Source organism: Gemmobacter lanyuensis, assembly GCF_014652355.1.
Classification (GTDB): domain Bacteria; phylum Pseudomonadota; class Alphaproteobacteria; order Rhodobacterales; family Rhodobacteraceae; genus Gemmobacter; species Gemmobacter lanyuensis.
Genome location: NZ_BMYQ01000018.1, coordinates 24,948 through 46,303 on the forward strand (window position 1 = coordinate 24,948; position 21,356 = coordinate 46,303).

General features: G+C 68.3%; 18 protein-coding genes. 8 read left to right on the forward strand and 10 right to left on the reverse strand.

Features of this window, described 5'->3' with window-relative positions:
* The 3 genes from IE101_RS18450 (at position 1) to IE101_RS18460 (ending at position 3,001) form a co-directional block, all read left to right on the forward strand.
* Positions 1-819, forward strand: coding sequence for a glycosyltransferase family 2 protein (locus tag IE101_RS18450; RefSeq protein WP_189635327.1), 819 nt, complete (start codon positions 1-3; stop codon positions 817-819).
* On the forward strand, positions 816-1,610 hold the full coding sequence (locus IE101_RS18455) for a glycosyltransferase (protein ID WP_189635328.1): 795 nt from the start codon (positions 816-818) through the stop codon (positions 1,608-1,610). The genes IE101_RS18450 and IE101_RS18455 overlap by 4 nt, the downstream gene beginning before the upstream one ends.
* A gap of 83 nt (positions 1,611-1,693) precedes the next feature.
* Entirely contained in the window at positions 1,694-3,001 is a 1,308-nt protein-coding gene (locus IE101_RS18460) for a LicD family protein (protein ID WP_189635329.1), read from the forward strand.
* Here the strand turns inward: IE101_RS18460 and IE101_RS18465 are convergent.
* Positions 2,955-3,314, reverse strand: coding sequence for a hypothetical protein (locus IE101_RS18465; protein WP_189635330.1), 360 nt, complete (start codon positions 3,312-3,314; stop codon positions 2,955-2,957). The genes IE101_RS18460 and IE101_RS18465 overlap by 47 nt on opposite strands.
* Positions 3,311-6,457 carry a rhamnan synthesis F family protein gene (locus tag IE101_RS18470; RefSeq protein ID WP_189635331.1) on the reverse strand — a complete coding sequence of 1,049 codons (3,147 nt, stop codon included), beginning with the start codon at positions 6,455-6,457 and terminating at the stop codon, positions 3,311-3,313. Before IE101_RS18470 ends, IE101_RS18465 begins: the two co-directional genes overlap by 4 nt.
* 173 nt (positions 6,458-6,630) lie before the next feature.
* Here IE101_RS18470 and IE101_RS18475 point away from each other — a divergent pair, with 173 nt between their 5' ends.
* Complete coding sequence (locus IE101_RS18475; protein ID WP_189635332.1) at positions 6,631-8,286, forward strand: glycosyltransferase; 1,656 nt, start codon at positions 6,631-6,633, stop codon at positions 8,284-8,286.
* Positions 8,287-8,320: 34 nt separating this feature from the next.
* On the opposite strand, the gene galE is transcribed toward IE101_RS18475, so the two are convergent.
* The 3 genes from galE to IE101_RS18490 form a co-directional block, all read right to left on the reverse strand.
* A complete protein-coding gene (gene galE, locus IE101_RS18480; RefSeq protein ID WP_189635333.1) occupies positions 8,321-9,307 on the reverse strand; it encodes a UDP-glucose 4-epimerase GalE in 987 nt (328 codons plus the stop codon).
* 262 nt (positions 9,308-9,569) lie between these two features.
* The gene (locus IE101_RS18485; protein ID WP_189635334.1) at positions 9,570-10,577 is read right to left on the reverse strand and encodes a ParB/RepB/Spo0J family partition protein; all 1,008 of its coding nucleotides are present in this window, start codon (positions 10,575-10,577) and stop codon (positions 9,570-9,572) included.
* A 110-nt stretch (positions 10,578-10,687) separates the two neighbouring features.
* A complete protein-coding gene (locus IE101_RS18490) occupies positions 10,688-12,076 on the reverse strand; it encodes an AAA family ATPase (protein WP_189635335.1) in 1,389 nt (462 codons plus the stop codon).
* Positions 12,077-12,505: 429 nt separating this feature from the next.
* Between IE101_RS18490 and IE101_RS18495 the strand changes: the two genes are divergently transcribed.
* Both IE101_RS18495 and IE101_RS18500 read left to right on the forward strand, forming a co-directional pair.
* On the forward strand, positions 12,506-13,552 hold the full coding sequence (locus IE101_RS18495) for a replication initiator protein A (protein WP_189635336.1): 1,047 nt from the start codon (positions 12,506-12,508) through the stop codon (positions 13,550-13,552).
* 90 nt (positions 13,553-13,642) lie between these two features.
* Positions 13,643-14,653 (forward strand): DUF2793 domain-containing protein, encoded by a 1,011-nt coding sequence (locus IE101_RS18500; protein ID WP_189635337.1) that lies wholly within the window; start codon positions 13,643-13,645, stop codon positions 14,651-14,653.
* On the opposite strand, the gene rfbA is transcribed toward IE101_RS18500, so the two are convergent.
* From rfbA to IE101_RS18525, 5 genes are all read right to left on the reverse strand, one after another.
* Positions 14,654-15,520: a glucose-1-phosphate thymidylyltransferase RfbA gene (gene rfbA / locus IE101_RS18505; RefSeq protein ID WP_189635338.1), complete on the reverse strand. Its 867-nt coding sequence runs from the start codon at positions 15,518-15,520 to the stop codon at positions 14,654-14,656. It abuts the gene before it with no gap.
* Position 15,521: 1 nt separating this feature from the next.
* On the reverse strand, positions 15,522-16,370 hold the full coding sequence (rfbD, locus tag IE101_RS18510; protein ID WP_189635339.1) for a dTDP-4-dehydrorhamnose reductase: 849 nt from the start codon (positions 16,368-16,370) through the stop codon (positions 15,522-15,524).
* On the reverse strand, positions 16,367-17,416 hold the full coding sequence (gene rfbB / locus IE101_RS18515; protein ID WP_189635340.1) for a dTDP-glucose 4,6-dehydratase: 1,050 nt from the start codon (positions 17,414-17,416) through the stop codon (positions 16,367-16,369). The genes rfbD and rfbB overlap by 4 nt, the downstream gene beginning before the upstream one ends.
* A 1-nt stretch (position 17,417) precedes the next feature.
* Positions 17,418-17,972: a dTDP-4-dehydrorhamnose 3,5-epimerase gene (gene rfbC, locus IE101_RS18520; RefSeq protein WP_189635341.1), complete on the reverse strand. Its 555-nt coding sequence runs from the start codon at positions 17,970-17,972 to the stop codon at positions 17,418-17,420.
* A 95-nt stretch (positions 17,973-18,067) separates the two neighbouring features.
* Positions 18,068-18,937 (reverse strand): ABC transporter permease, encoded by an 870-nt coding sequence (locus IE101_RS18525; protein WP_189635342.1) that lies wholly within the window; start codon positions 18,935-18,937, stop codon positions 18,068-18,070.
* Positions 18,938-19,032: 95 nt separating this feature from the next.
* On the opposite strand from IE101_RS18525, the gene IE101_RS18530 reads away from it, so the two are divergent.
* Positions 19,033-20,385, forward strand: a complete 1,353-nt coding sequence (locus IE101_RS18530; protein WP_229804308.1) for a KpsE/RkpR family capsule polysaccharide export protein — start codon at positions 19,033-19,035, stop codon at positions 20,383-20,385.
* A 16-nt stretch (positions 20,386-20,401) separates the two neighbouring features.
* Positions 20,402-21,085, forward strand: coding sequence for an ABC transporter ATP-binding protein (locus tag IE101_RS18535; RefSeq protein WP_189635343.1), 684 nt, complete (start codon positions 20,402-20,404; stop codon positions 21,083-21,085).
* Positions 21,086-21,356: the final 271 nt, after the last annotated feature.

The window sequence follows — 21,356 nt, forward strand, 5'->3', positions numbered from 1 at the left end:
ATGGCAGACGCCGCACCTCTGGTTTCGGTGGTGATCCCGGTTTTCAACGCCGCGGATACCCTGGCCGGGACGGTGGCCTCGGTGCAGGCGCAAAGCCTGACCGACTGGGAGGCGCTGCTGATCGAGGACGGATCGACCGACGAAAGCCCCGCGATCTGCGCGCGGCTGGCGGCGGCGGACCCCCGGCTGCGCCTTTTGCGGACCGGGGGGCAGGCGGGCGCGGGCCCGGCCCGCAATGCCGGGATCGCGGCGGCGCGTGGGCGCTTCATCGCCTTTCTCGATGCCGATGACCAATGGCATCCCCGCAAGCTCGACCTGCAGCTGGCCGCGATGGCGGCGGCGGGGCTGCCCTTTTCCTGCACCGCCTATGACCGGGTGCCGGTAGGCGGGGGCGCGCGCCGGGTGGTGGGGGTTCCGGCCCGTGCCAGCCGGGCGGATCTGCTGAAAACCAATACCGTCGCCTGTTCGACCGCGATCTATGACCGGGCGCATTTCGGGCCGCGCGCCATGCCCGCGCTGCGGCGGCGGCAGGATTTCGCCTTCTGGCTGGATCTGCTGCGCGACACGCCCGCGGTGCTGGGCCTGCCGCTGGTGCTGATGACCTATCGCGAAAGCCCCGCCTCGCTGTCCGGGGCCAAGGGGCGGGCGGCGGCGGATACCTGGGGGATGTATCGTCAGGCGCTTGGCCTGTCGCGCGCCGAGGCGTCCTGGTATTTCGGGCATTATGCGCTGCGCGGGTTGCTGCGCCACCGCCTGCCGGGGCTGGCCCGGCGTCTGGGCTGGCTGGAGGGGGCGGTGCCACCGCCCGAGGCCGGATGACCGATACCCCCGCCCCCCGCCTGACAATCGCCCTGGCCGGCATGGCCGAGCGGCTTGACCAGCTGACCCCGGAAACCCTGCCCCCCCTGCCGGGGGTGGTCTGGCATCTGTTCATCCAGGGGCCGGCCGATCGGGTGGCCGCCGCCCGTCCCCGGCTGACGGCGGAGGGCAGGCGCCGCGACATCCGCCTCAGCGCGCTGGAAAGCCGCGGCGTCGCGCGCAGCCGCAATGCCGCCCTGGCCGCGGTGGAGACCGAGCTGCTGCTCTTTGCCGATGACGACCTGACCTTCCATCCCGCAGGCATTGCCGCGCTGATCGACCGTTTCAACCGCCTGCCCGGCGCCGATCTGCTCTGCGCGCGGCTGACCGATGAAACCGGCCGCCCGCGCAAACGCTATGTTCCCGATGGCACGCCGCTGCGCTGGTTCAACTGCGGCCGGGTCGGCACGCCGGAACTGGCGCTGCGCCCGGCACGGGTGCGCGCGGCGGGGGTGCGCTTTGATCCGGCCTTCGGCGCGGGCCAGCCCGACTGGATGGGCGATGAATATATCTTCCTCTGCGATGCGCTGCGAGCGGGCCTGCGCGGCTGGCATGTCGATGTGACGCCCGCCAGCCACCCCGCAGAAAGTTCCGGCCTGCGCCAGAGCCCCGAGGCCATGGCCGTGCGCCGCCGCGTGCTGATCCGCGCGCTGGGGCGGGGGCGCAGCCTTGCGGTGCGGCTGGCCTTTGCCTGGCGGCACCGCCGGTCGCTGGATGGCTGGCGCAGCTGGCTGGCCTTCCTGCGCCCCTGAAAGACCCCGGCGCCGCCTTGCGGCACAGGGCCACCGGGGCTATGGCAGGGCGCAATCCCTGCTGCGCCGGAGCCCCGCCGAAGATGAAGATCGCCCTGCCCCGCCGGATCCGGTTCAGCCGCTTTCTGAACATGCCCCATGCGCGCTGGACCCGCCTGCCGCTGGGGGGGATGATGTGGCTGTTCACCTTGCTCGCCACGGCCGAGCCGGTGCTGGCGCGCGAAATGGCGCGCCGGATCATCCGGCAGGATCAGTTCCACCGGGCGGCGCGGCGGGCCTCGTTCTATGCGCGGCGCAGCTGGATGCGGCTCCATCTCTCGCGCGACATGATCTATGTCTTCTGCAACCAGATGACCCTGCCAGAGCTTGCGGCCCTGCGCCGCTTTCTGGAACGGCGCGCCCCGGCGCATCCGGCGGGGCTGGTGGCCTGCGATCTGGCCTATGTCTCGGGGATGGCGGTGCTGGAAGAGGCCGCAGCCGACCCCCGCCCCGAAAACCCCGCCCTGCAGGCCGCGCTGGAGCAGTTCCGCCAGGATGCCGACCGCGTGCTGGAGGCGATCCGCCTGACCCCGGCCGATCTGCCCGACCTGCCCGAGGAAAAGGACCGCGACGGCTTTGCCCTTGACCGCGCCGCCGTGGCGCTGGCGGATTTCGCGGCCGAAATGGACCGCGCCGGGGCGCCCTGGTTCGTGCTCTCGGGGACGCTGCTGGGCATCGTGCGCGAGGGGGGGTTCCTGCCCCATGACTATGACATCGACGCAGGCATCATGGCCGATACCGTCGATCCGGTGGCGCTGCGCGCCCGGCTGAATGCGGGCGGGCGCTTCCGTTGCACCGATCTGGAATGGCAGACAAGCTTTGACCGCGATGGCGCCGGGCAGATCACCGTGACGCGGCGCCCGGTCTTCATGAAGGTCTGCCACGCCAATGGCATCTATATCGACATCTTCGTGCATTACCGCGAAGGCGGGGTGATCTGGCATGCCTCATCCTTGTTCCGCTGGGACAATTCGGATTTCACCCTCAGCCGCTATGAACTTGCGGGCACTCCTGTGCTGGGCCCGGCCGATGCCGACCGCTATCTGACGGAAAACTACGGCACCTGGCGCATCCCGGTGACCGAATTCAATTCGGCCTTCGACACCACGAACCAGAGCGTGGTGCGCAACCCGCTGTCGGTGGCGATCTTTCTGCGCCGCATCTGGATGGGCGAAGCCAGCAACCCCAGGGGCGCCGAGGCGCTGCGCCGCGCCTTGGCCCGCGGCGGCTTCATCGCGCCCACCGGCCCCGAGGGGCAGTGGCAGGCCCAGGCCGCGGCCTTTGCGGGAATGCCGGACGCCCCGCTCAGCGCCGGGGCAGCAGACCCCGAAGACGGCGCAGGGGCGCGGTGATCCGCCAGGAGAGGCTGGCCTCGATCTGCGCCAGCCGCTGTTCGGCCGCCGCACGGGCCGCGCTTTCGCGGGCGGTGGCGCTGCGCTGATCGGCCAGTTCGGCGCGCAGCCGGGCCAGATCGGCCCGGCGCTGGTCCAGCCGGGTTTCGCAGCGGACCAGCTGCGCCCGGGCCTGCGCCAGCGCGTCGCCCAGGGCGGCCTTTTCTTCTGCAAGCCGGGTCAGGGCCGCCTCATCCTGCAGGATGCGTCTCTGCAACTGGGCCAGTTCGCGATAGCGCACGGCGAGAGGATCGGCATCGGGGGTCTGTGTCATATGCGCTCTCCGCCCTGCAGCACGGCCTTCAGATCCGCAGGCGTGGTGACGGGCAGCAGCGGTTTGCCCAGGGCCCGCAGCACCGCATCCGGCGCGGGATCGGCCAGCAATATCGCATCGGCCAGGGCCAGCACCGCCCTCCGTTCGACCGCAGCCAGATGCAGGGCATTGGCCTGATCACGCGCCGCCTCAAGGCCCAGAGCGGCGATGCGGGCCTCGAAATCATGGTCCCGGTCCGACACATCACAAAGCAGGCGCGCCCCGCCCGCCCGGGCGGTTTCCAGCAGGTCGAAAGCCGCAATCCCGCCCGGCGGGCGGTCGAGGATCAGCACATCAACCCCGGCCAGATCGGCGGGCCGCACCTCTGCCGCTGCGCGCGCCTGCCACTGCGCGGCGGGCAGCGCCGCAAGCCAGGGGGCAAGGCGCGCCGTGCCGGGATCGGCGCCCGAAACCAGCAGGATGCGCTGCGGCCCTGACTGCGGGGCCGGGGGCGGGGCCGCCGGATCGGCGCGCAACTGCGCCAGAAGGCGCCGGGTATTGCCCCCGTCGTCCGGCCCGCAAAGCAGCGCCCGCTGCGCCGCCCGGCGCGCACCCTCCGGGGGGGTGGCAAGGGCGACCGTCAGCGCCTGCATCAGCCCTGCCCCGTCGCGCACCGACAGATCCGACAGGATCGCCGCCGGATCGGGGCAGGCCGCTACCGCCGGGGGCGGGGCCAGCCGGATCACCGGGCAGCCCGCCTGCAGCGCGTCGCGCGCCAGATCGGGGCGGTCGGTCACCACCAGACGCGCCGCCCGGCAGAGCATCGCAGCCTCGGGGAAGGCCGCAGGTGGCAGTTTCAGCGCCCCGGTGGCCAGAAGCTGCGGCAGCGCGGCCTGCGGCACCTCTTCCCAAAGCCCGGCCACCAGCCCCTGCGCCTGCAGCCAGGCGCCCAGCCCGGCCGCCTCGGCGGCGCTCAGCACCAGGGGCGCGGGGTCTTTGGGGCCACGCGGCGCCGGGGCGATCAGCACCAGCCCCCGCCCCGCCAGCCGCGCCGCCAGATCGCGGGCCTGATCCTGCAGATCGGGCGGCAGCGCCGCGACTTCGGCCGCGAGCAGATCCTGCCGGGGCAGCCCGGTCTGCCAGACCTGCGCGCCGGGATGGCTGGCCGTCAGGGCCAGCCGGTCGATCTCGGTGGCACAGAGCGACACCACCCCGGCAAGCCCGGCCCCTGCCGTGCCTTCGGACGGCGGCACCTGCCCGCCCAGACGGAAGACCTGCCGCCCCGCACCGGCAAGCGGCACGCCCGCGGGCCAGTCCAGCTCGGCCTCTGCACCGGTCTCAAGGAAGATGCGCCCGCAGCGCGAAAGCAAGGCCCGCCCCTCCTCCGAGGCGAGCGGCACAGCGCGCAGATGGACCCCGGTCAGCGTCGCAGGCAGGGGGCGACTGCGGGTAAAGACGATCTTGCTCAGGCCGGGGTCATCCTTCACCGCCTCCAGCAGCGCGCGCATGTCCCCGCCCAGCCCGTGATGTTCGGGATGGACGGCAAAACCCCAGACATGGGCGAATTTCGGCGCCTGCCGATCGGCCTCGGCCAGGGCGGCAGGGTCGGGCGGCGGCGGCGCGGGGTCGGCCCCGGTCACGGCCAGATTGGCCTGCAGCCGGTCATCGCGCGCCAAGCGGCGCAGATTGGCCTGGATCACCGGCAGGGGGGTCAGCAGATCGGGCCGCGCCCCGACCACCAGCGGCCAGAGCGCAAGCGCCGAGACCCGATAGGGATTGTCCGTGACCAGAAAGCGCTTGAACAGCGGAAAGCCGTCGCGGATCAGATCGAACAGCACATCGGTATAGACCGGATGACGGCGCGTGATCACCGGGGCAAAGGTGTCGAAGGCATGGCCCGCCCCGATCAGCAGCCGCGTCAGCCCCACCTCATATTTGCGGATGATGGTGAATTTGTTCGGCTCGGGGCGCACCCCCGCCAGCATGCGGCGAAAGCGCGGATCGTCCAGAACCGGGCGGCGGAAGGCCAGGAAATAAGACCCCATGTGGAAATCATAGACCGGCTCGCGCTCGAACCGGCTGAGCATGGCCTCATCCAGATCGCGCACCGGCATGGTATCGCCAGGGGCGGGGAAGGGCTGGCTCTCGCGGGTGATCGCAAGGCCCTTGGTCGCCTGCATCCCCCACCAGGCACAGGGACGCGCGGCCATCTCTGCCAGGACCCTGTCCAGCGGTTGCAGCAGGTAGCAGCTGTCATTGACGAAAAGCACCTCGTCATAGCCGGCCAGCCGATCCCATCCGACCAGATCGCAGGCCAGCCGACTGTAGGACCCGAAATCATAGGCGCCATGGCGCAGCGCCCAGGCCCCGGCGACGATGCCATCCAGACGCGCCAGTTCGCTGGGGGGCAGATCGCCATCGGCGAGGTAGAAGACATCGGCATGGCGCGCCAGTTCGCGCAGCCAGATCAGCACATAGTCATCGATCCGCAGGCCAGGGTCATATCCGGCAAAGAGACAGGCCCGGCGGGGGGCGGCGGGCAGGGGCCGGGCGCCGGCCGGATCAAGGCGCACCGTGGCAGGCGGGCAGCCCGCATCCCCCCGCGCCTTGCCCACCCGGAGATAGTGCAGGAAGGGGTTTTCGTCGGGGGTGGCGAAGTCATGGCCATGGGTCAGCGCATACCAAGCCAGATCGAAATCCGGCGCGGGGTTCCGAAATCGGCGATGGCCCCAGCGCAGGAAATGGTCATAGGGGCTGGCGGCGCGGCTGAGGTCGATGTCGGGATTGCTGCGCAGATAAAAGGCCTCGTCGAATTCGGGCGGGGTGGCCGGAGGCGCCCGCCGCCCGCCCCGACCTGCCGCCCTTGCAGGTGGCTTTGCGGGCAGGAAATGGCGCCGCAGGGCCGCAAGCTCGGCCGGTTTCAGGGTGGGGGGGATCAGGGCGGGGTCGGCCCCCGGCGCCAGGCGCGCAGCCAGATCGGGGCAGGGCAGACGGCCCAGGGCCAGGCCGAACCGGCGGAAATGCGTGGCCGGATCAAGCCCGGAGAGCGCCACATCGGCATGGGTCGCGCCATACCACCCGGCATCGAAAAGCCCCGCCCGGAAGATGAGCGCGCCCAGATCCGGCCCCGGTTCAGGCCCTGCGCCTTTGGCAGAAGACAGCATATCCTTCCCTTCATGACTGATCGCGTCATCCGGCCGGTCTTTCCTACCCCCGCCCCCCCGGCTTGGCCAGACAGGAGTTCGCGCGCCCTGCCCCAGACCCCTGCCCCACACCCCCTGCCCTGCCCGCGCCCGCATGGCTTGACATCGGCCCCCGCCCCCGCGCAGGACAGGGCATGTCCGCCTCATCCCGCCTGCCCCCTGCCCTTCGGCTGCGCCAGATCCTGACCCGGGTTCCGGGCCGGATCCTGCGGCGGATGAAGCGCGGCCTGACGCGAAGCGATCCGCGCCTCGAGGCCTATCTGGCCGCGCTGGAGAGCCCGGTCGACCCCGGCCTGGTGCTTTGGCAGGGCCATGGCGCAGGTCTTGTGCAGGATTGGGCCACCCGCCCGCAGGAGGGCGGTCAAACGCATGTCCTCGCGCTGGAACGGCCCGATCTGCTGTCCGCCCCCCCCGGCACCCCGACCCTGCGCCCCGGCAGCGCCGATCACGCCCGCGCGATGGCCCGGGCGGGGATGATCCGCACCGACCAGCCCTTGCCCCTCTGGGCGCTGCGGCGGGCGGACCAGCAGCTGATCTGCCGGGGCGCCGATGACGGCCCCGCCTGGGCGCATGGCCTGCGCCAGATGGACCCCGGCCCCGCCCCCCGGCCGCAGATCGCGCTTTTTGGCGGCGGCTGGAAGAACAATGGCATCACGACCTCGCTGCTCAATCTGCTGGGGGGGCTTGCCGATCACGATCTCGACCTGCATCTGGTGACCGAGGCGCGCAGCCCCGAGGCGCTGGCCAATCTGGCCCGGCTTGATCCCCGGATCCGGGTGATCCACCGCGAAACATTTCCGATGCGCGCGACCGAAGCCGCGGCGCTGCGGCGGTTCCAGACGGACAATGACCTGTCGGACCCCGTGCTTGAGACGCAGATCCGGGCGCTGTTCACGCGCGAGGCGCGGCGGCTTTTTGGCGGGCGGATATTCGATGCCGCGCTGGATTTCAGCGGCTATTCGCGGGAATGGGCGGCGCTGATCGCCGCGACCCCGGCCCGCCGCCATGTGATCTGGCAGCACAACCACCTGCAGGCCGAGGCCGAGCGCCGCTTCGACAGCCTGAAGGGCGTCTTTGCCGCCTATCGCTGGTTCGACACCATCGCCAGCGTCTCGGATGAAACGCGCGAGGTGAACCGGACACATCTGGCCCGGCATTACCCGCCGGGCGCACGCATCCTGACCCTGCGGAACGTGATCGACCCCGCCGCCCTGCGCCGCCGCGCGGCAGGCGCGCTGCCGCCGGGGCTGGATCTGACGGGGGCGGGGCCGCTTTTCGTCATGTCGGGGCGACTGTCGCCGGAAAAGGCGCAGATGCGCGCCCTGACCGCGCTGGCCCAGCTGCGGCGGCAGGGGCAAGAGGCGCGGCTGATCCTGCTGGGAAGCGGCCCGCTGGAAGGGGCGCTGCGCGCGGGGATCGCCCGGCTGGGGCTGGGGGGGCAGGTCACGCTGGCGGGCCATGTGGAGAACCCCTTCCCCGTGCTGGCCCGGGCCGATTGCTTCGTGCTGAGTTCGGATTACGAAGGGCAGCCGATGGTGCTGCTTGAGGCGCTGACGCTGGGCCTGCCGATCATCGCCACCGACATTCCCGGCGCGCGCAGCGTTCTGGCCGGGCTGGAGGGGCCGGCGCTGGTGCCGGCCGATGCCGCGGGCCTGGCGCAGGGGATGGCGCGATTTCTAGCCGGGGGGGTGGCCCCCGCCCGGTTCGATGCCGAAGCCTATCGCGCCGAGACCCTGTCAGCAGTGCTGACCGAGCTGCTGGGCCATGTGCCGCCGCGGCGGCCCACCTGATCCACCGGAGACGGCCGGGGGATCAGGCGGCAGATCACTTGGCGTAGCCCGGGCCCTGCGCCCATTTCCAGGCATCGCCGATCATGTCGCGCAGGTTCGATCGTTTCGGCTGCCAGCCCAGTTCCTCGATCGCGCGGGCCGACCCCGAGACCAGCGCCGTGGCATCGCCCGCGCGGCGGTCGCCCTCGATGATGGGCACATCGCGGTTGGTGACGGCGCGGGAATGGTCGATCACCTCGCGCACGGTAAAGCCGGTGCCGGTCCCGAGGTTGAAGGCACGGCTGCCCTTGCCCGCCAGCAGCCATTGCAGGCCCAGAACATGGGCCTCGACCAGATCCATCACATGGACATAGTCGCGCACGCAGGTGCCGTCGCGGGTGGCGTAATCGGTGCCAAAGACCGTGAGCGCGGGGCGCTTGCCCGCCACCGCATCGAGCATCAGCGGAATGAGATGGGTTTCGGGCACATGCTGTTCGCCGATCTCGCCTTCGGGGTCCGAACCCGCCACGTTGAAATAGCGGAAGATCACATGGTTCAGCCCGTGGCTTTCACCGAAATTCGTGAGCATGTCCTCGATCGCGCGTTTCGAGGCGCCATAGGAATTGATCGGCTTCTGCACGCTGTTTTCATCCAGCAGCACCCCGTCCTGATCGCCATAGGTGGCGCAGGTCGAGGAGAAGACGAAGTTCCGGCAGCCGGCCTCGAGCGCCCCCTCGATGAGGTTCAGCGCCCCCATGACATTGACGCGCCAGTATTTGCCGGGGTCCTTCATGCTTTCGCCCACCAGGCTGAGCGCCGCGAAATGCAGCACCGCGACGGGCTGATATTGCGCGAAGGCCGCATCCACATCGGCGCGGTTCATCAGATCGCCCTTGAAGAAGGGGCCGTATTTCACCGCCTCTTCCCAGCCGGTGTTGAGATTGTCGAAGGTGACCGGCGTGAAACCCGCCGCCTTGAGAACCTTGCAGGCATGGGCGCCGATATAGCCCGCGCCGCCCGTGACAAGAACCGTCTGTCCCATGTGCTTTTCCCAAACATATCCTGCGCAATTGCAGGCAAGCCTGCCTGTCGCGCTTACGCGAGAGGCCCCGGTTTGACAACGGAAAGAGGCGCGCGCGGTGCGGATCTGGCACGTTTCGCAGCAGATGCGGGACGAAATGGGCCGCGTCGGGGCGGAATGGAGAGGGAGACGGGGGGCTGTCTGCCCCCCGCGCCCCCCGAGGATATTTGCAGACAGAAAATGGAGGCGGGGCGGGGAATGTTTCGCGCGCGAAACGCGGGCGTCAGCCTTGATCGCGGAGCCAGGCCTCCAGTCGGGCCTGGAAGGCGGCGTCGACCCCCTGCCCTTCGATCAGGATCTGGCCCGATTTCGGCATCCGCAGGCGAAAGCCCGGGGGCGGGGTTTCGGGGGAGACCGGTTTGGGGCGGGCGGGGGTGAGGGCGCGTTGGAGCAGCGTCTGTTCGGCCATGGCATCGGGGATCTCGGCCTGGAGGGCGAGCTGCAGGCGGGAGGCAAGGCCGGGGTCGGCCTCGAGCGCCTGGGCCAGTTGCAGGCCCAGCCGTTCGCCGATCGCCTCGGGGAAGCGGAGCGCGCCGTCGAGGGCGCGGACGAGCGTGAGGAAGGAGCCGATCTTGGAGCGTTTGGCGCGGCTTGCGCTGGCAAAGAGGCTGCGGAGCGCGCTGCGGTCATCGGGGAAGACGCCGGCTTCGACCGCCTTCAGGGCGATGCGGGCACGTTCGTAGAAGGAGAGGCCCACGCGGATCTCGTTTTCCTCGACCATGGCGACATAGGCGTCGCTCGACTGGTCGGGGCGGCGCAGGAGGGCGAGGACGGTGGTGAATTTCGCATCCTCGGCCGCAAGCTGGCGCAGGGCGCGCAGCCGCCGCCAGCCGGAGATCAGGCCGTAGCGGTCGGGGCCCAGGGCCGCGACCTCGATGGGGGTCTGCTGGCCGCGGGCGCGGAGGGATTCGACCAGGGCGGCCATGTCCTCGGGGTCGGCGGTCAGGCGGTCGCGCACCAGATAATCGGCCTCGATCTGATCGAGCGGCAGCGCAAGGACCATGCGCCCGTCTTCCCGCGCGCGGCGCAGGGTTTCGGCCATCTCTTCCATCGCGGCCGTGGCGGCGGCGGCACCGGCCATATCGGCGATGGGGGCCGGGCGGCTGTAGGTATGCCCGCCCGCATAGCCCTGCGGATAGCCGGGGAACATCGCCTTGGTTTCCAGCACGGGCAGGTCAGCGAGGTCGTCGGTCGTGCCACCGAGGGGCAGAAGACGTTTGCGTTTGGCCATGGGTCAGCTCCGGGTGAGGGGAGGGCAGGATGGGGCAGGGGGCCTGAAGGGAGAGTGAGGGCTGCGCGCGCGGAATGTTTCGCGCGCGAAACACCGGGGCAGGGGGCCGATCAGGGGGCACCCCCGGCGGCCAGTTCGTCGCGCCGCCAAGAGCCGAGGATCAGCGCCTTCACCGCGGCCCAGGTTTCATCAAAGGTTTCGCGGCCACGGGCATAGGTTTCGCGGTTGAAATCGCGGTAATCGGCCTCATAGATGCCGCGGACCTGTTCACCCGCCTGACCGATCAGCGCGGTGAAATCCTGCCGGTGGGGCGAGAGGGTGCGCCCCATCCAGCCCTGCATCAGCGCGGCCAGTTCTGCTTGCTGCGCCCCGTCATAGCGGGTGATGATCGTGCGCACGGCATCCCATTCGAAGTTCAGCTCGGGCCGGCCCAGGGCGCGGGCGGCCATGTTCTCGCCCTCTTCGATCGAGGAGAAGGTCGAATGCAGCATGTCGAAGAAGCGGCCGGTGGAATCGAATTCGAGGAAGGAAGCCCCCATCGGCACCAGCAGGATATCCGCTGCCGCGAGCCCGTTGATGGTGAGATAGCCAAGCGCGGGCGGGGTATCGAGGAAGATCACGTCATACTGGTCAAGCACCCCATCCGCCGCCAGCGTTTCCGACAGCGCATCCCAGAGCTTCCAGCCGCGGGCCTGCATCCGCCAGACCGGGATCTGGAATTCCGCCCAGTAGAGGTTCAGCTGTGCCCCGATCAGATCGATATTCGGCCAGTGGGTCTTCTGGATCAGGCTTTCGGCCTTCAGGCTCAGCGCCTCGGTCAGGGTGCCATCAAGGGGGATCGGTGCATCGCCGCGGTCAAGTCGGCGCTGGTTGTCGTGGCGCAGGTGGCTGGCGTAATGGCGTGCGAGCAGCGGGAAGACGGTCTGCCATTCATCGGCCACCCGCCCCCCGAAGATCGAGGTCATCGACCCCTGGCTGTCGAGATCGATCACCAGCACCCGGTAGCCATCGAGCGCGGCCGACATGGCCAGATGCGCGCAGGTCGAGGTCTTGCCCACCCCGCCCTTGAAATTCGCCACCGCCAGCATCTTGGCGGGCAGGCCCTTGGGGCGCCAGGGCGCATAGGGTTTGGCCTTGGACCCTTCGGCGGCAAAGAAGGCCCGCAGGCGCAGCACCTCATCGAGGGTGAACCATTTGGCGCCGCCCTCGGTTTCCGAGGCGCCCTGCGGCAGGTCGGGGTTCTGTTTCAGCACGCGCCGGAAATGCGCCTGTGCCACCGGGATCAGATAGCGTGTGATTTCCCAGGTCGAGAACATCCGCAATTGCCGCTGTCCCTGGGCATCGAGCCCCCGCCCCGCCAGATCGATCCGCCCGGCTTCGCAGGCCCGCGCGATCTCTCCGAAATCGGCCGTGGCGCTGGGGGTGCCCAGGGCGGCCAGCGCCGCATCGGGATCAATGGCGAAATAGGGGGGAAGGGGATTTGCGGCCTCGGGCTTCATTTCTGCCTCGTGTCATGCGTTTCTCGCATCATACGCAAAAACACATCACATGGAAGAAAAGACATGACATGGAGGGCTTTTCTCAGCGGATTCCGCGCTTAGATCGGGCGCTGCGCCGGGTCTTGCGGGGGCAGGAATGGCCGAGGATCCAAGGGGGCTGAAGATTTTTTTCAGTTATGGGATGTTATCCTTATTGTTACAGGAAGATGCAAGACCTTTCAGAGCTTTGTTTTTGCAGATGAAATTCCGTGATCTTTTGTCAGGGGTGACTCTGATCCGACGTTCGCGCGACTCTGATCCCCCGAAGATGCGACTCTGATCCCCCGAACTTTGCCGCCCTGCCGGGCTGGACGCCACCTGTGGATAATTCTAGGGTGGGTGTCACTGAAACCCCGATAGAAAACGGGGGGCGAATCCGAGGCAGCAGTCATGGCGGGACAGATTTTGGCGGGCAATTTGCCCGGACGGTTTCGGCCCTCCGCAACGGTCGCCCCGCCGGTGATCGGGGATCTGTTCATCTGTGACGTGCTGGAGGCGAGCCCGAAGGATGACATCGGCACGATGGAACATCCGATCTTCTCGCTCTCGACCAAGCCCGACCGGCGCATCCTGTCTTATGAACACAATGGCGCGCGCTTCGAGGTGACGCCCTCGGTCAAGGGGCGGGCGACGATCCATGACAAGGACATCCTGATCTATTGCATCAGCCAGCTCATGGCCGCGCTCAATGCCGGGCGCGAGATCAGCCGCACGCTGCAGCTCAAGGCGCATGACCTTCTGGTGGCCACGCGCCGCGACACCGGGGGCGACAGCTATCTGCGTCTGCGCGAATCCTTCGAACGTCTGGCCGGCACCCGCATCACCACCAATATCGTCACCGGCGGCCTGGAGACGACCAGCGGTTTCGGCCTGATCGAAAGCTGGGAGATCCTGCGCAAGACCCGGGGCGGGCGGATGATCTCGGTCACGGTGACGCTGTCGGACTGGCTGTTCCGCGCCGTGCTGGGACGGTCGGTCCTGACGCTGAGCCGCGATTACTTCAGCCTGCGCAAACCGCTGGAGCGGCGGATCTACGAACTGGCGCGCAAGCATTGCGGCCGCCAGCCCGACTGGCGCGTCTCGCTTGCGGTGCTGCACAAGAAGGCGGGCTCGGCCGCGCCCCTCCGGGTGTTCCGCGCCGCCGTCCGCAAGATGATCGAAGAGGCGCAGCTGCCCGATTACCTCATGTCCGAGGAAGAGGGCGACGTGATCCGCTTTGTCCGCGCGGGCCTGATCGAAGAGGAGGCGGGCCCCGATCTCGCCCCCCGTTTCGATCCCGAGGTGCTGGATGCCGCCCGGGCCCTGGCGCCGGGCCTTGATGTCTATGCGCTCGAGGCGGAATGGCGGGCCTTCTGGATCGGATCGGGCCGCCCGCGGCTGACGGCGCCCGACCGGGCCTTCCTGGCCTGGGTCAAGGCGCGGGTCGCGCGGGGTTAACGCTTTTCCAAGGGTGCGCGCGTGCCATGGGGGCGCCCTTAACCCGGCCTGCCGACAGTCGGCGCGATCCCTGCCAGAGGAACCGCCCCCATGTCCGATCTTTCGCCCAATCTTGCGCTGCCCTTCCTTGCCCCGGCGCAGGCGCAAAAGCATGTCACCCATAACGAGGCGCTGCAGATCCTCGATGCGCTGGCGCAGCTCTCGGTTGAGGGGTTTGGCGCGCAGACCCCGCCGGTCAATCCGGCGGTCGGGCAGATCTGGGCGCTGGGACCGGCACCCATGGGGGAATGGGCGGGGCAGGGGGGGCGGCTGGCGCTGCGCCTGCCGGGGGCCTGGATCTTTCTTGACCCGCTGGAGGGCTGGCGTGCCTGGGGCCGGGCCGAGGGCGAGCTGCGCATCTGCCGCGGTGGGGCCTGGCAACGACTGCCGCTGGAAAACATGGCGGGCCTGGGCATCGCCACCCCCTCGGACGGAACGAACCGCCTTTCGGTCGTCTCGGCGGCCTCGCTGTTCAGCCATGACGGGGCGGGGCATCAGATGAAGATCAACAAGGCGGCGGCGGGGCAGACGGCCTCGCTCCTCTTGCAGTCGAACTGGTCGGGGCGGGCGGAACTGGGGCTGGCGGGGAGCGATGATCTCTCGGTGAAGGTCAGCGCCGATGGCGCGGTCTGGACCGAGGCGCTGGTGATCGCGCGGGCGACGGGGCAGGTGGCCCTGCCCGCGGGCGCCACGATCGGCGGGGCTGTGCCCTATACGCGCGCCAATCTGCTGGGCACGGTCAGCCAGAGCGGGGGCGTCCCCACCGGCGCCGCCATGCAGCGCGGATCGGGGGCGAACGGCACCTTTTCGCGCTTTGCCGATGGGACGCTGATCTGTGTCCACAGCCTGACCGCCTCGACCACGGCAGCCGTCACCTGGACTTTCCCTTCGGCCTTCGTCGCGGCCCCCTGCGTGACGGGCACCGTGCAGGCGGCGGTGCTGGCCTGCGTCACGCTGGATGCAGCCCCCACCACCACCACGGCCACGCTTTCGGTGCGCGACAAGGCCGATGCCCGCCGCGCCGATGTCATGCGCCTGATGGCGGTGGGGCGCTGGTACTGATTACAGCAAGGCCGCCAGATATTGCCCATAGGCGGTCTTGCCGAACAGCCGGGCGCGGTCGGAAAGCTGGTCGCGGCTGATCCAGCCCTGTTCGAAGGCGATTTCGTCGGGGCTGCCGACCTGCTGGCCCTGACGCAATTCCAGCGTTCGCACGAAATTGCCGGCATCCAGCAGGCTGCTGTGGGTGCCGGTGTCGAACCAGGCAAAGCCCCGCCCCATCTGTTCGACCGCAAGCGCCCCCTCGGCCAGATACATCTCGAGCAGGGTCACGATCTCCAGCTCGCCCCGGGGCGAGGGCTGCACCTGCCGCGCGCGGGCGGGGGCGGTGCCATCGAGGAAGTAAAGCCCCGTCACGGCATAGGGCGACGGCGGCTGGCTGGGCTTTTCGATGATGTGGTTCACCCGGCCCGCCTCGTCAAAGCCCACCACGCCATAGCGTTCGGGATCGGCCACGCGATAGCCGAAAACCGTGCCGCCGGTGGCGCGCGCATCGGCGCTGGCCAGCAGATCGGGCAGGCCATGGCCGAAGAAGATATTGTCGCCCAGCACCATGGCCGACGGCGCCCCGGCCAGGAAATCCTCGGCCAGGATATAGGCCTGCGCCAGACCATCGGGCGAGGCCTGCACGATATAGGTCAGCTGCAGGCCCCATTGGCTGCCATCGCCCAGCGTGCGGCGGAACTGGTCCTGATCCTGCGGCGTGGTGATCACCGCGATCTCGCGGATGCCCGCCAGCATCAGCACCGACAGCGGGTAATAGATCATCGGCTTGTCATAGACCGGCAGCAGCTGTTTCGACACGCCGATGGTGATCGGATAAAGCCGGGTGCCGGACCCGCCGGCGAGAATGATCCCCTTGCGCTGCATCTCAGGCCCCTTTCAGCTCGGTGATGACTTGGGCGAGCGCGGCCCGCCAGTCGGGTTGGGTAATCCCGAAGTCCGCGGCAAGGGCGGAACAGTCGAGCCGTGAATTCAGCGGCCGCCGCGCCGGGGTGGGGAAGGCTTCGGTCGGGATGTCCTCGACCGTGGTGGGCATCCCCGCGATCCTGAATGTTTCGCGCGCGAAACCGGCCCAGCTGGTTTCGGGCGCGCCCGCGAAATGATGGGTGCCGCTGCGCGCGCCCTCGCGCAGGGCGGCCGCCAGCCTCAGGCAGGCCGCGGCAATGGCATCGGCCGGGGTCGGCCCGCCGATCTGGTCGGCCACGATCCGCAGCGCGGGCCGCTCGGCGCCAAGCCGCAGCATGGTCTTCACGAAATTCGCGCCATGGGCGGAAAACACCCAGGAGGTCCGCAGGATCACATGGGTCGCGCCGCTGGCCCGCACGGCCTCTTCCCCCGCCCATTTGCTGCGGCCATAGGCATTGACCGGGGACACGGGATCCTCCGGGCGGCGGGGGGCGGTTCCCGATCCGCCAAAGACATAATCGGTCGAGATCTGCACCAGCGGCACGCCCAGATCGGCGCAGGCGCGGGCCATGGCACCGGGGGCCGCGCCATTCACCACCTGGGCCGCGGCCTCTTCGGTTTCGGCGCGGTCCACCGCCGTCCAGGCGGCAGCATTGATCACGGCTGTGGGGTTTGCGGCCCGGATCGCGGCGGCACAGGCGGCAGGGTCGGTCAGATCGGCGCGATCCCGCCCCAGAAACACCGCCTCGGGTGCCTGACGCCGCAGTTCCGTGGCCACCTGGCCGGTGGATCCGAAGACAAGCACCGTCATGCCTTGACCCCCAGCCTTTGCCCCACCCCCTGCCGATCCAGCAGCGGGCGCCACCAGGTTTCGTGGTCGAGATACCATTGCACGGTGCGTTCCAGCCCCTCTTCTACCGTGACGCTGGGCCGCCAGCCCAGTTCGGTGCGGATGCGCCCGGGGTCGATCGCATAGCGGGCGTCATGGCCGGGGCGGTCGGTCACGAAGGTGATCTGATCGGCATAGGACCCCGCCGCCTTGGGGCGCTTGGTATCCAGAATGGCGCAGAGCGTGCGCACCAGTTCCAGATTGGTGCGCTCATTCTCGCCGCCGATATTGTAGCTGCGCCCGACCGCGCCCTTTTCCACCACCAGAAGCAGCGCATCGGCGTGATCTTCCACATAAAGCCAGTCGCGGATGTTCGACCCGTCACCATAGATGGGCAGGGGTTTCCCGGCCAGCGCATTCAGGATGATCACCGGAATGAGCTTTTCGGGGAAATGGTAGGGGCCGTAATTGTTCGAGCAATTCGTCAGCACCACCGGCAGGCCATAGGTTTCGTGCCAGGCGCGCACCAGATGGTCGCTAGCGGCCTTGGAGGCGGAATAGGGGCTGCGCGGATCATAGGGCGTGGTTTCGGTGAATTTCACCGCAGGGTCGGCGGGCAGCGATCCGAAGACCTCATCCGTCGAGATATGGTGAAAGCGGAACTCCGCGGGCCGGCCCTGGCGCTGCCAATGGGCGCGCGCGGCCTCGAGCATGTTATAGGTGCCGGTGATATTGGTGTCGATGAAATCGCCCGGCCCGTCGATCGAGCGGTCCACATGGCTTTCGGCGGCCAGATGCATGACGGCATCGGGGGCATGGGCGGCAAAGATCCGCTCCAGCGCCGCGCGATCGCGGATATCGGCCTGTTCAAAGGTGTAAAGCGGGCTTTCGGCCACGCTGGCCACATTGGCCAGACAGGCGGCATAGGTCAGCGCATCGAGGTTCACCACCTCATGCCCGCGCGCCACGGCCAGCCGCACCACGGCCGACCCGATGAACCCCGCCCCCCCGGTGACAAGAAGTTTCATCTCAGCCCTCCCAGGTGAAGGGGGTCTTGAAATCGGCAAACGCCACGGCGGCGGCATCCTTGGCCGAAAGCACCGGCTCTCCGGTCAGGCCCCAGTCGATCCCCACCGAATTCCAGGCGACCGCACCGTCACAGTCGGGCGCGTAGTAATCCGAACATTTGTAGACGATCTCGGTCTCGTCGGTCCGGGTGACGAAGCCATGCAGGAAGCCCGCCGGGATCAGCAGCTGCCGCCCGTTCGCGGCCGAAAGCTCGACCCCCACCCAATGCCCATAGGTCGGCGATCCCGCGCGGATATCGACAGCCACATCCCAGAGCACCCCGCGCCCGCAGCGCACCAGCTTGGCCTGGGCATGGGGCGGCGACTGGAAATGCAGACCCCGCAGCGTCCCCGCCCGCGCCGAAAGGGAATGGTTGTCCTGCACGAAGTCGAGGTCGATCCCCGCCTCGGCCAGGCGCTTGCGGCTCCAGGTTTCGGAAAAGAAGCCACGGTCATCGCCAAAACGCGCCGGGGTCAGGATCACCACACCCGGCAGGGCGGTCTGTTCGATCTGCATGTCTGTTCGTCTTTCTCGGTCAGCGGCGGGCCAGAGGCGGGGCCGGGGTGGGCGAACCTTGCCCGACCGGCCCCACAAGGCGGGAAAAGGATGGATCAGTCGTTGTTGAGAATGTCGCGGTGATAACGCCCCAGCAATACGGTGCCGAGGAAAAGCGTCCCGAGCCCGAAGAGGAGCACGAAGCTGGGGGCCACGTAGCTGGCATCATACATCGGGTAGAAGCCTTTCCGCATCTCGCCAGTCACATGCAGCAGGGGGTTGTACCACAGGATCGCCCGCGCGAAGCTGGGCATGTCCTCATAGATGAACATCACCCCCGAGGCGAGCATCAGCGGCCGCATGGTAATGCCCCAGACCATTTCCCAGACCGGCAGCAGCCCGAACAGCGCGCAGTTCAGCACGCCGATGCCCATGGAAAAGACCATCAGCATCAGATGGGACAGCAGGATCGGCTGCAGTTCCAGAATGACGTGCGTGTCTGACAGCAAGAGAATGCCCAGCAGCACAAGGAAGGTGATGGTGATCCCGGTCAGAGCATTCAGCGCAAAGCGCCCCAGCAGCGCATCGACCCAGGTGACCGCCGGATACATCAGCAGCGGCCGGGAATAGACGATGGCGCGCGCCACCGCGTTGGCTATATCGCCATAGACCATGAAGGGCAGATAGCCCGTCGCATAGAACAGCATGAAATTGGTGCCGAGCGGCGGGCTGCGCATGAACAGCCCGAAGGCGACCGACAAGAGCAGGATCGCCCCCAGCGGCTCCAGCACCGCCCAGAGATAGCCCCCCGGCGACCGGCCGTAGCGCGACGACATCTCGCGCAGCATCAGGGCCAGAACGGTCCGCAGCGTGGGGAAGCGCCGGGTCAGCACCCGCCGGGGCTGCCGGGGTTCCTGAGGCAGCGGGACCGCCGATTGGGGCACCGGGCTGGGGTCGGCGTCAGGCAGCAAGGAGGAGGAGGGCATGCACGAACCTGTGGTAAACCGGTGCTGGCGTTTCAAATGCCCATTATGTAGAAGGGGGCGCACAAGTTCAAATCGGTTCATGCCGGGGCAAGCCATTGAATGATCAGCAGAACCCAGATGCGGCCAGCGCGCAGGATCTGCCGCTGACCCCGGCTGCCCCTCCGGCAAAAGTGCCGGTCGCGGGCAAAAAGCCCCGCAAACCGGCCAGCGCGGCCACTCGACAGCAAGTTTTTGTCGAAGGGGATGACGAGGCGCCGCCCGCCCGTGCGGCCGGCCGCGGTGCCGCCGAGGCGCGCCCGGTGCCTGTGGTCGAGATCCGCCCCATGGCCGAACCCGCCCGGCTGCAGCCCCGCCACCGTGGGCTTGCCCTCTCTTTTGCGGTGCTGGTGCTGCTGCCGCTTCTGATCACCATGGGCTATCTCTGGGGCGTGGCGCAGGATCAATATGCCTCGACCGTCGCCTTCACCGTCCGGCGCGAGGAAAACACCTCGGGCGCGCTGATGGGCGGGCTGGCCCAGCTGACCGGCGCGGGCGGCATGTCGGAAGCCGACATCCTCTACGAATTCATCCAGAGCCAGGAAATCGTCGCGGCCATTGACGAACGCGTGGGGCTGGATGCGCTTTATGCGCTCCACTGGCCGCGCGACCCGGTCTTCGCGCTTTGGCCCGATGCGGCGATCGAGGATCTGCACGCCTATTGGCGGCGCATGGTCCGCATCTCCTATGATCAGAGCACCCGGCTGATCGAGCTGCGCGTGCTGGCCTTCACCGCCGAGGATTCCCAGCGCATCGCCGGCGAGATCGTGGCCGAGAGCCAGCGCATGATCAATGCGCTGAACACCCAGGCGCGTGAAGATGTCATGCGCTATGCCAACAGCGATCTGGACCAGGCGCTGGCCCGTCTGAAGGATGCGCGCGAGGCGCTGAGCCGCTTCCGCACCCGTACGCGGATCGTCGATCCGGCGGCTGATATCCAGGGCCGGATGGGTGTTCTGAACAATCTGCAGCAGCAGCTGGCCGAAGCCCTGATCGAAAATGACATCGTTCTGGGGACCACCCAGGAAACCGATCCGCGCCGCAACCAGACCGCGCGCCGCATCCAGGTGATCCGCGACCGCATCACCGCGGAACGTCAAACCTTTGCCTCGGCCGATCAGCCCGGGGACGGGGATGAGAATTACCCCGAACTCATCGCCGAATTCGAACGCCTGACCGTCGATCAGCAATTCGCAGAAGAGGCCTATCGCACCGCCCTGGCCGCGCTGGATGTCGCCCGGGCCAATGCCTCGCGCCAGACGCTCTATCTGACGCCCTATATCCGGCCGACGCTGCCGCAGCTGGCGGAATTCCCGCAGCGCTTTGTCTGGTCGGGGCTGGTGGGCCTGTTCCTGCTGCTGGCCTGGTCGATCGGGGCCCTGGTCTTCTATAGTATCCGCGATCGGCGCTGAACCGGCGGGCTGGCAGATGATCCGCTTCGAACACCTGCACAAGAGCTTCCGGATCGGCGCGGGGCGCAAGATCATCGTGCAGGATCTGGACCTGACGCTGCCCACGGGGCGGTCGCTGGCGCTGCTCGGGCGCAATGGTGCGGGCAAGTCCACCTTGTTGCAGATGGTGGCGGGCACCATCCGCCCCGATTCCGGGCGCATCGTCTCGGACGGGACCATCAGCTGGCCGGTGGGCCTGGGCGGTGCGGTCCACCGCGACCTGACCGGGGCGCAGAACATCCGCTTCATCGCGCGCATCTATGGTGTGGATACCGAACAGCTGGCCGCCTTCGTCGAGGATTTCGCGGAACTGGGGCAGCATTTCCATATGCCGGTCCGCAGCTATTCTTCCGGGATGCGCTCGCGGCTGACCTTCGGCGCCGCCATGGGCATCCGCTTTGACACCTATCTGGTGGATGAGGTCACCTCGGTCGGCGATGCAGCCTTCCGCCGCAAGAGCCGCGCCGTCTTCCACGAGCGCATGAAGGCCTCCAGCGCGATCATGGTCAGCCATGATATGGCCACGGTGCGCGCCTTCTGTGATTCCGGTCTGGTGCTGGAGCAGGGGCAGCTGTGGTACTTCGACGATCTGGAAGAGGCGATTGCGCTCCACCGTCAGCTCATGGGGGATACACCCGCCCCCCGGCGCGGGCGGCGCTGACCCCTCCCTGATCCCCTGCGCGATCCTGAGGACCCGGCTTTTGCCGGGTCTTTGTGTTTGGTGGCCCGAGATCCCGATTCCCGCCCCGATTCCGGCGGTGATTCCGGTTCCCCCCGTTTTTCGGCGGTGATTCTTGGTTGATTCTGGGGGTTTGGGTGATTTGTGTTGTGGATAAGTGTTGGTTTGTGGGTTTGTGTTGCGGGAATTTTTTGGTTGGGATGCCAATGAAACAAGGGGTGTGCGACGGTTGTGTGAAGAAAGTTGGTGTTGG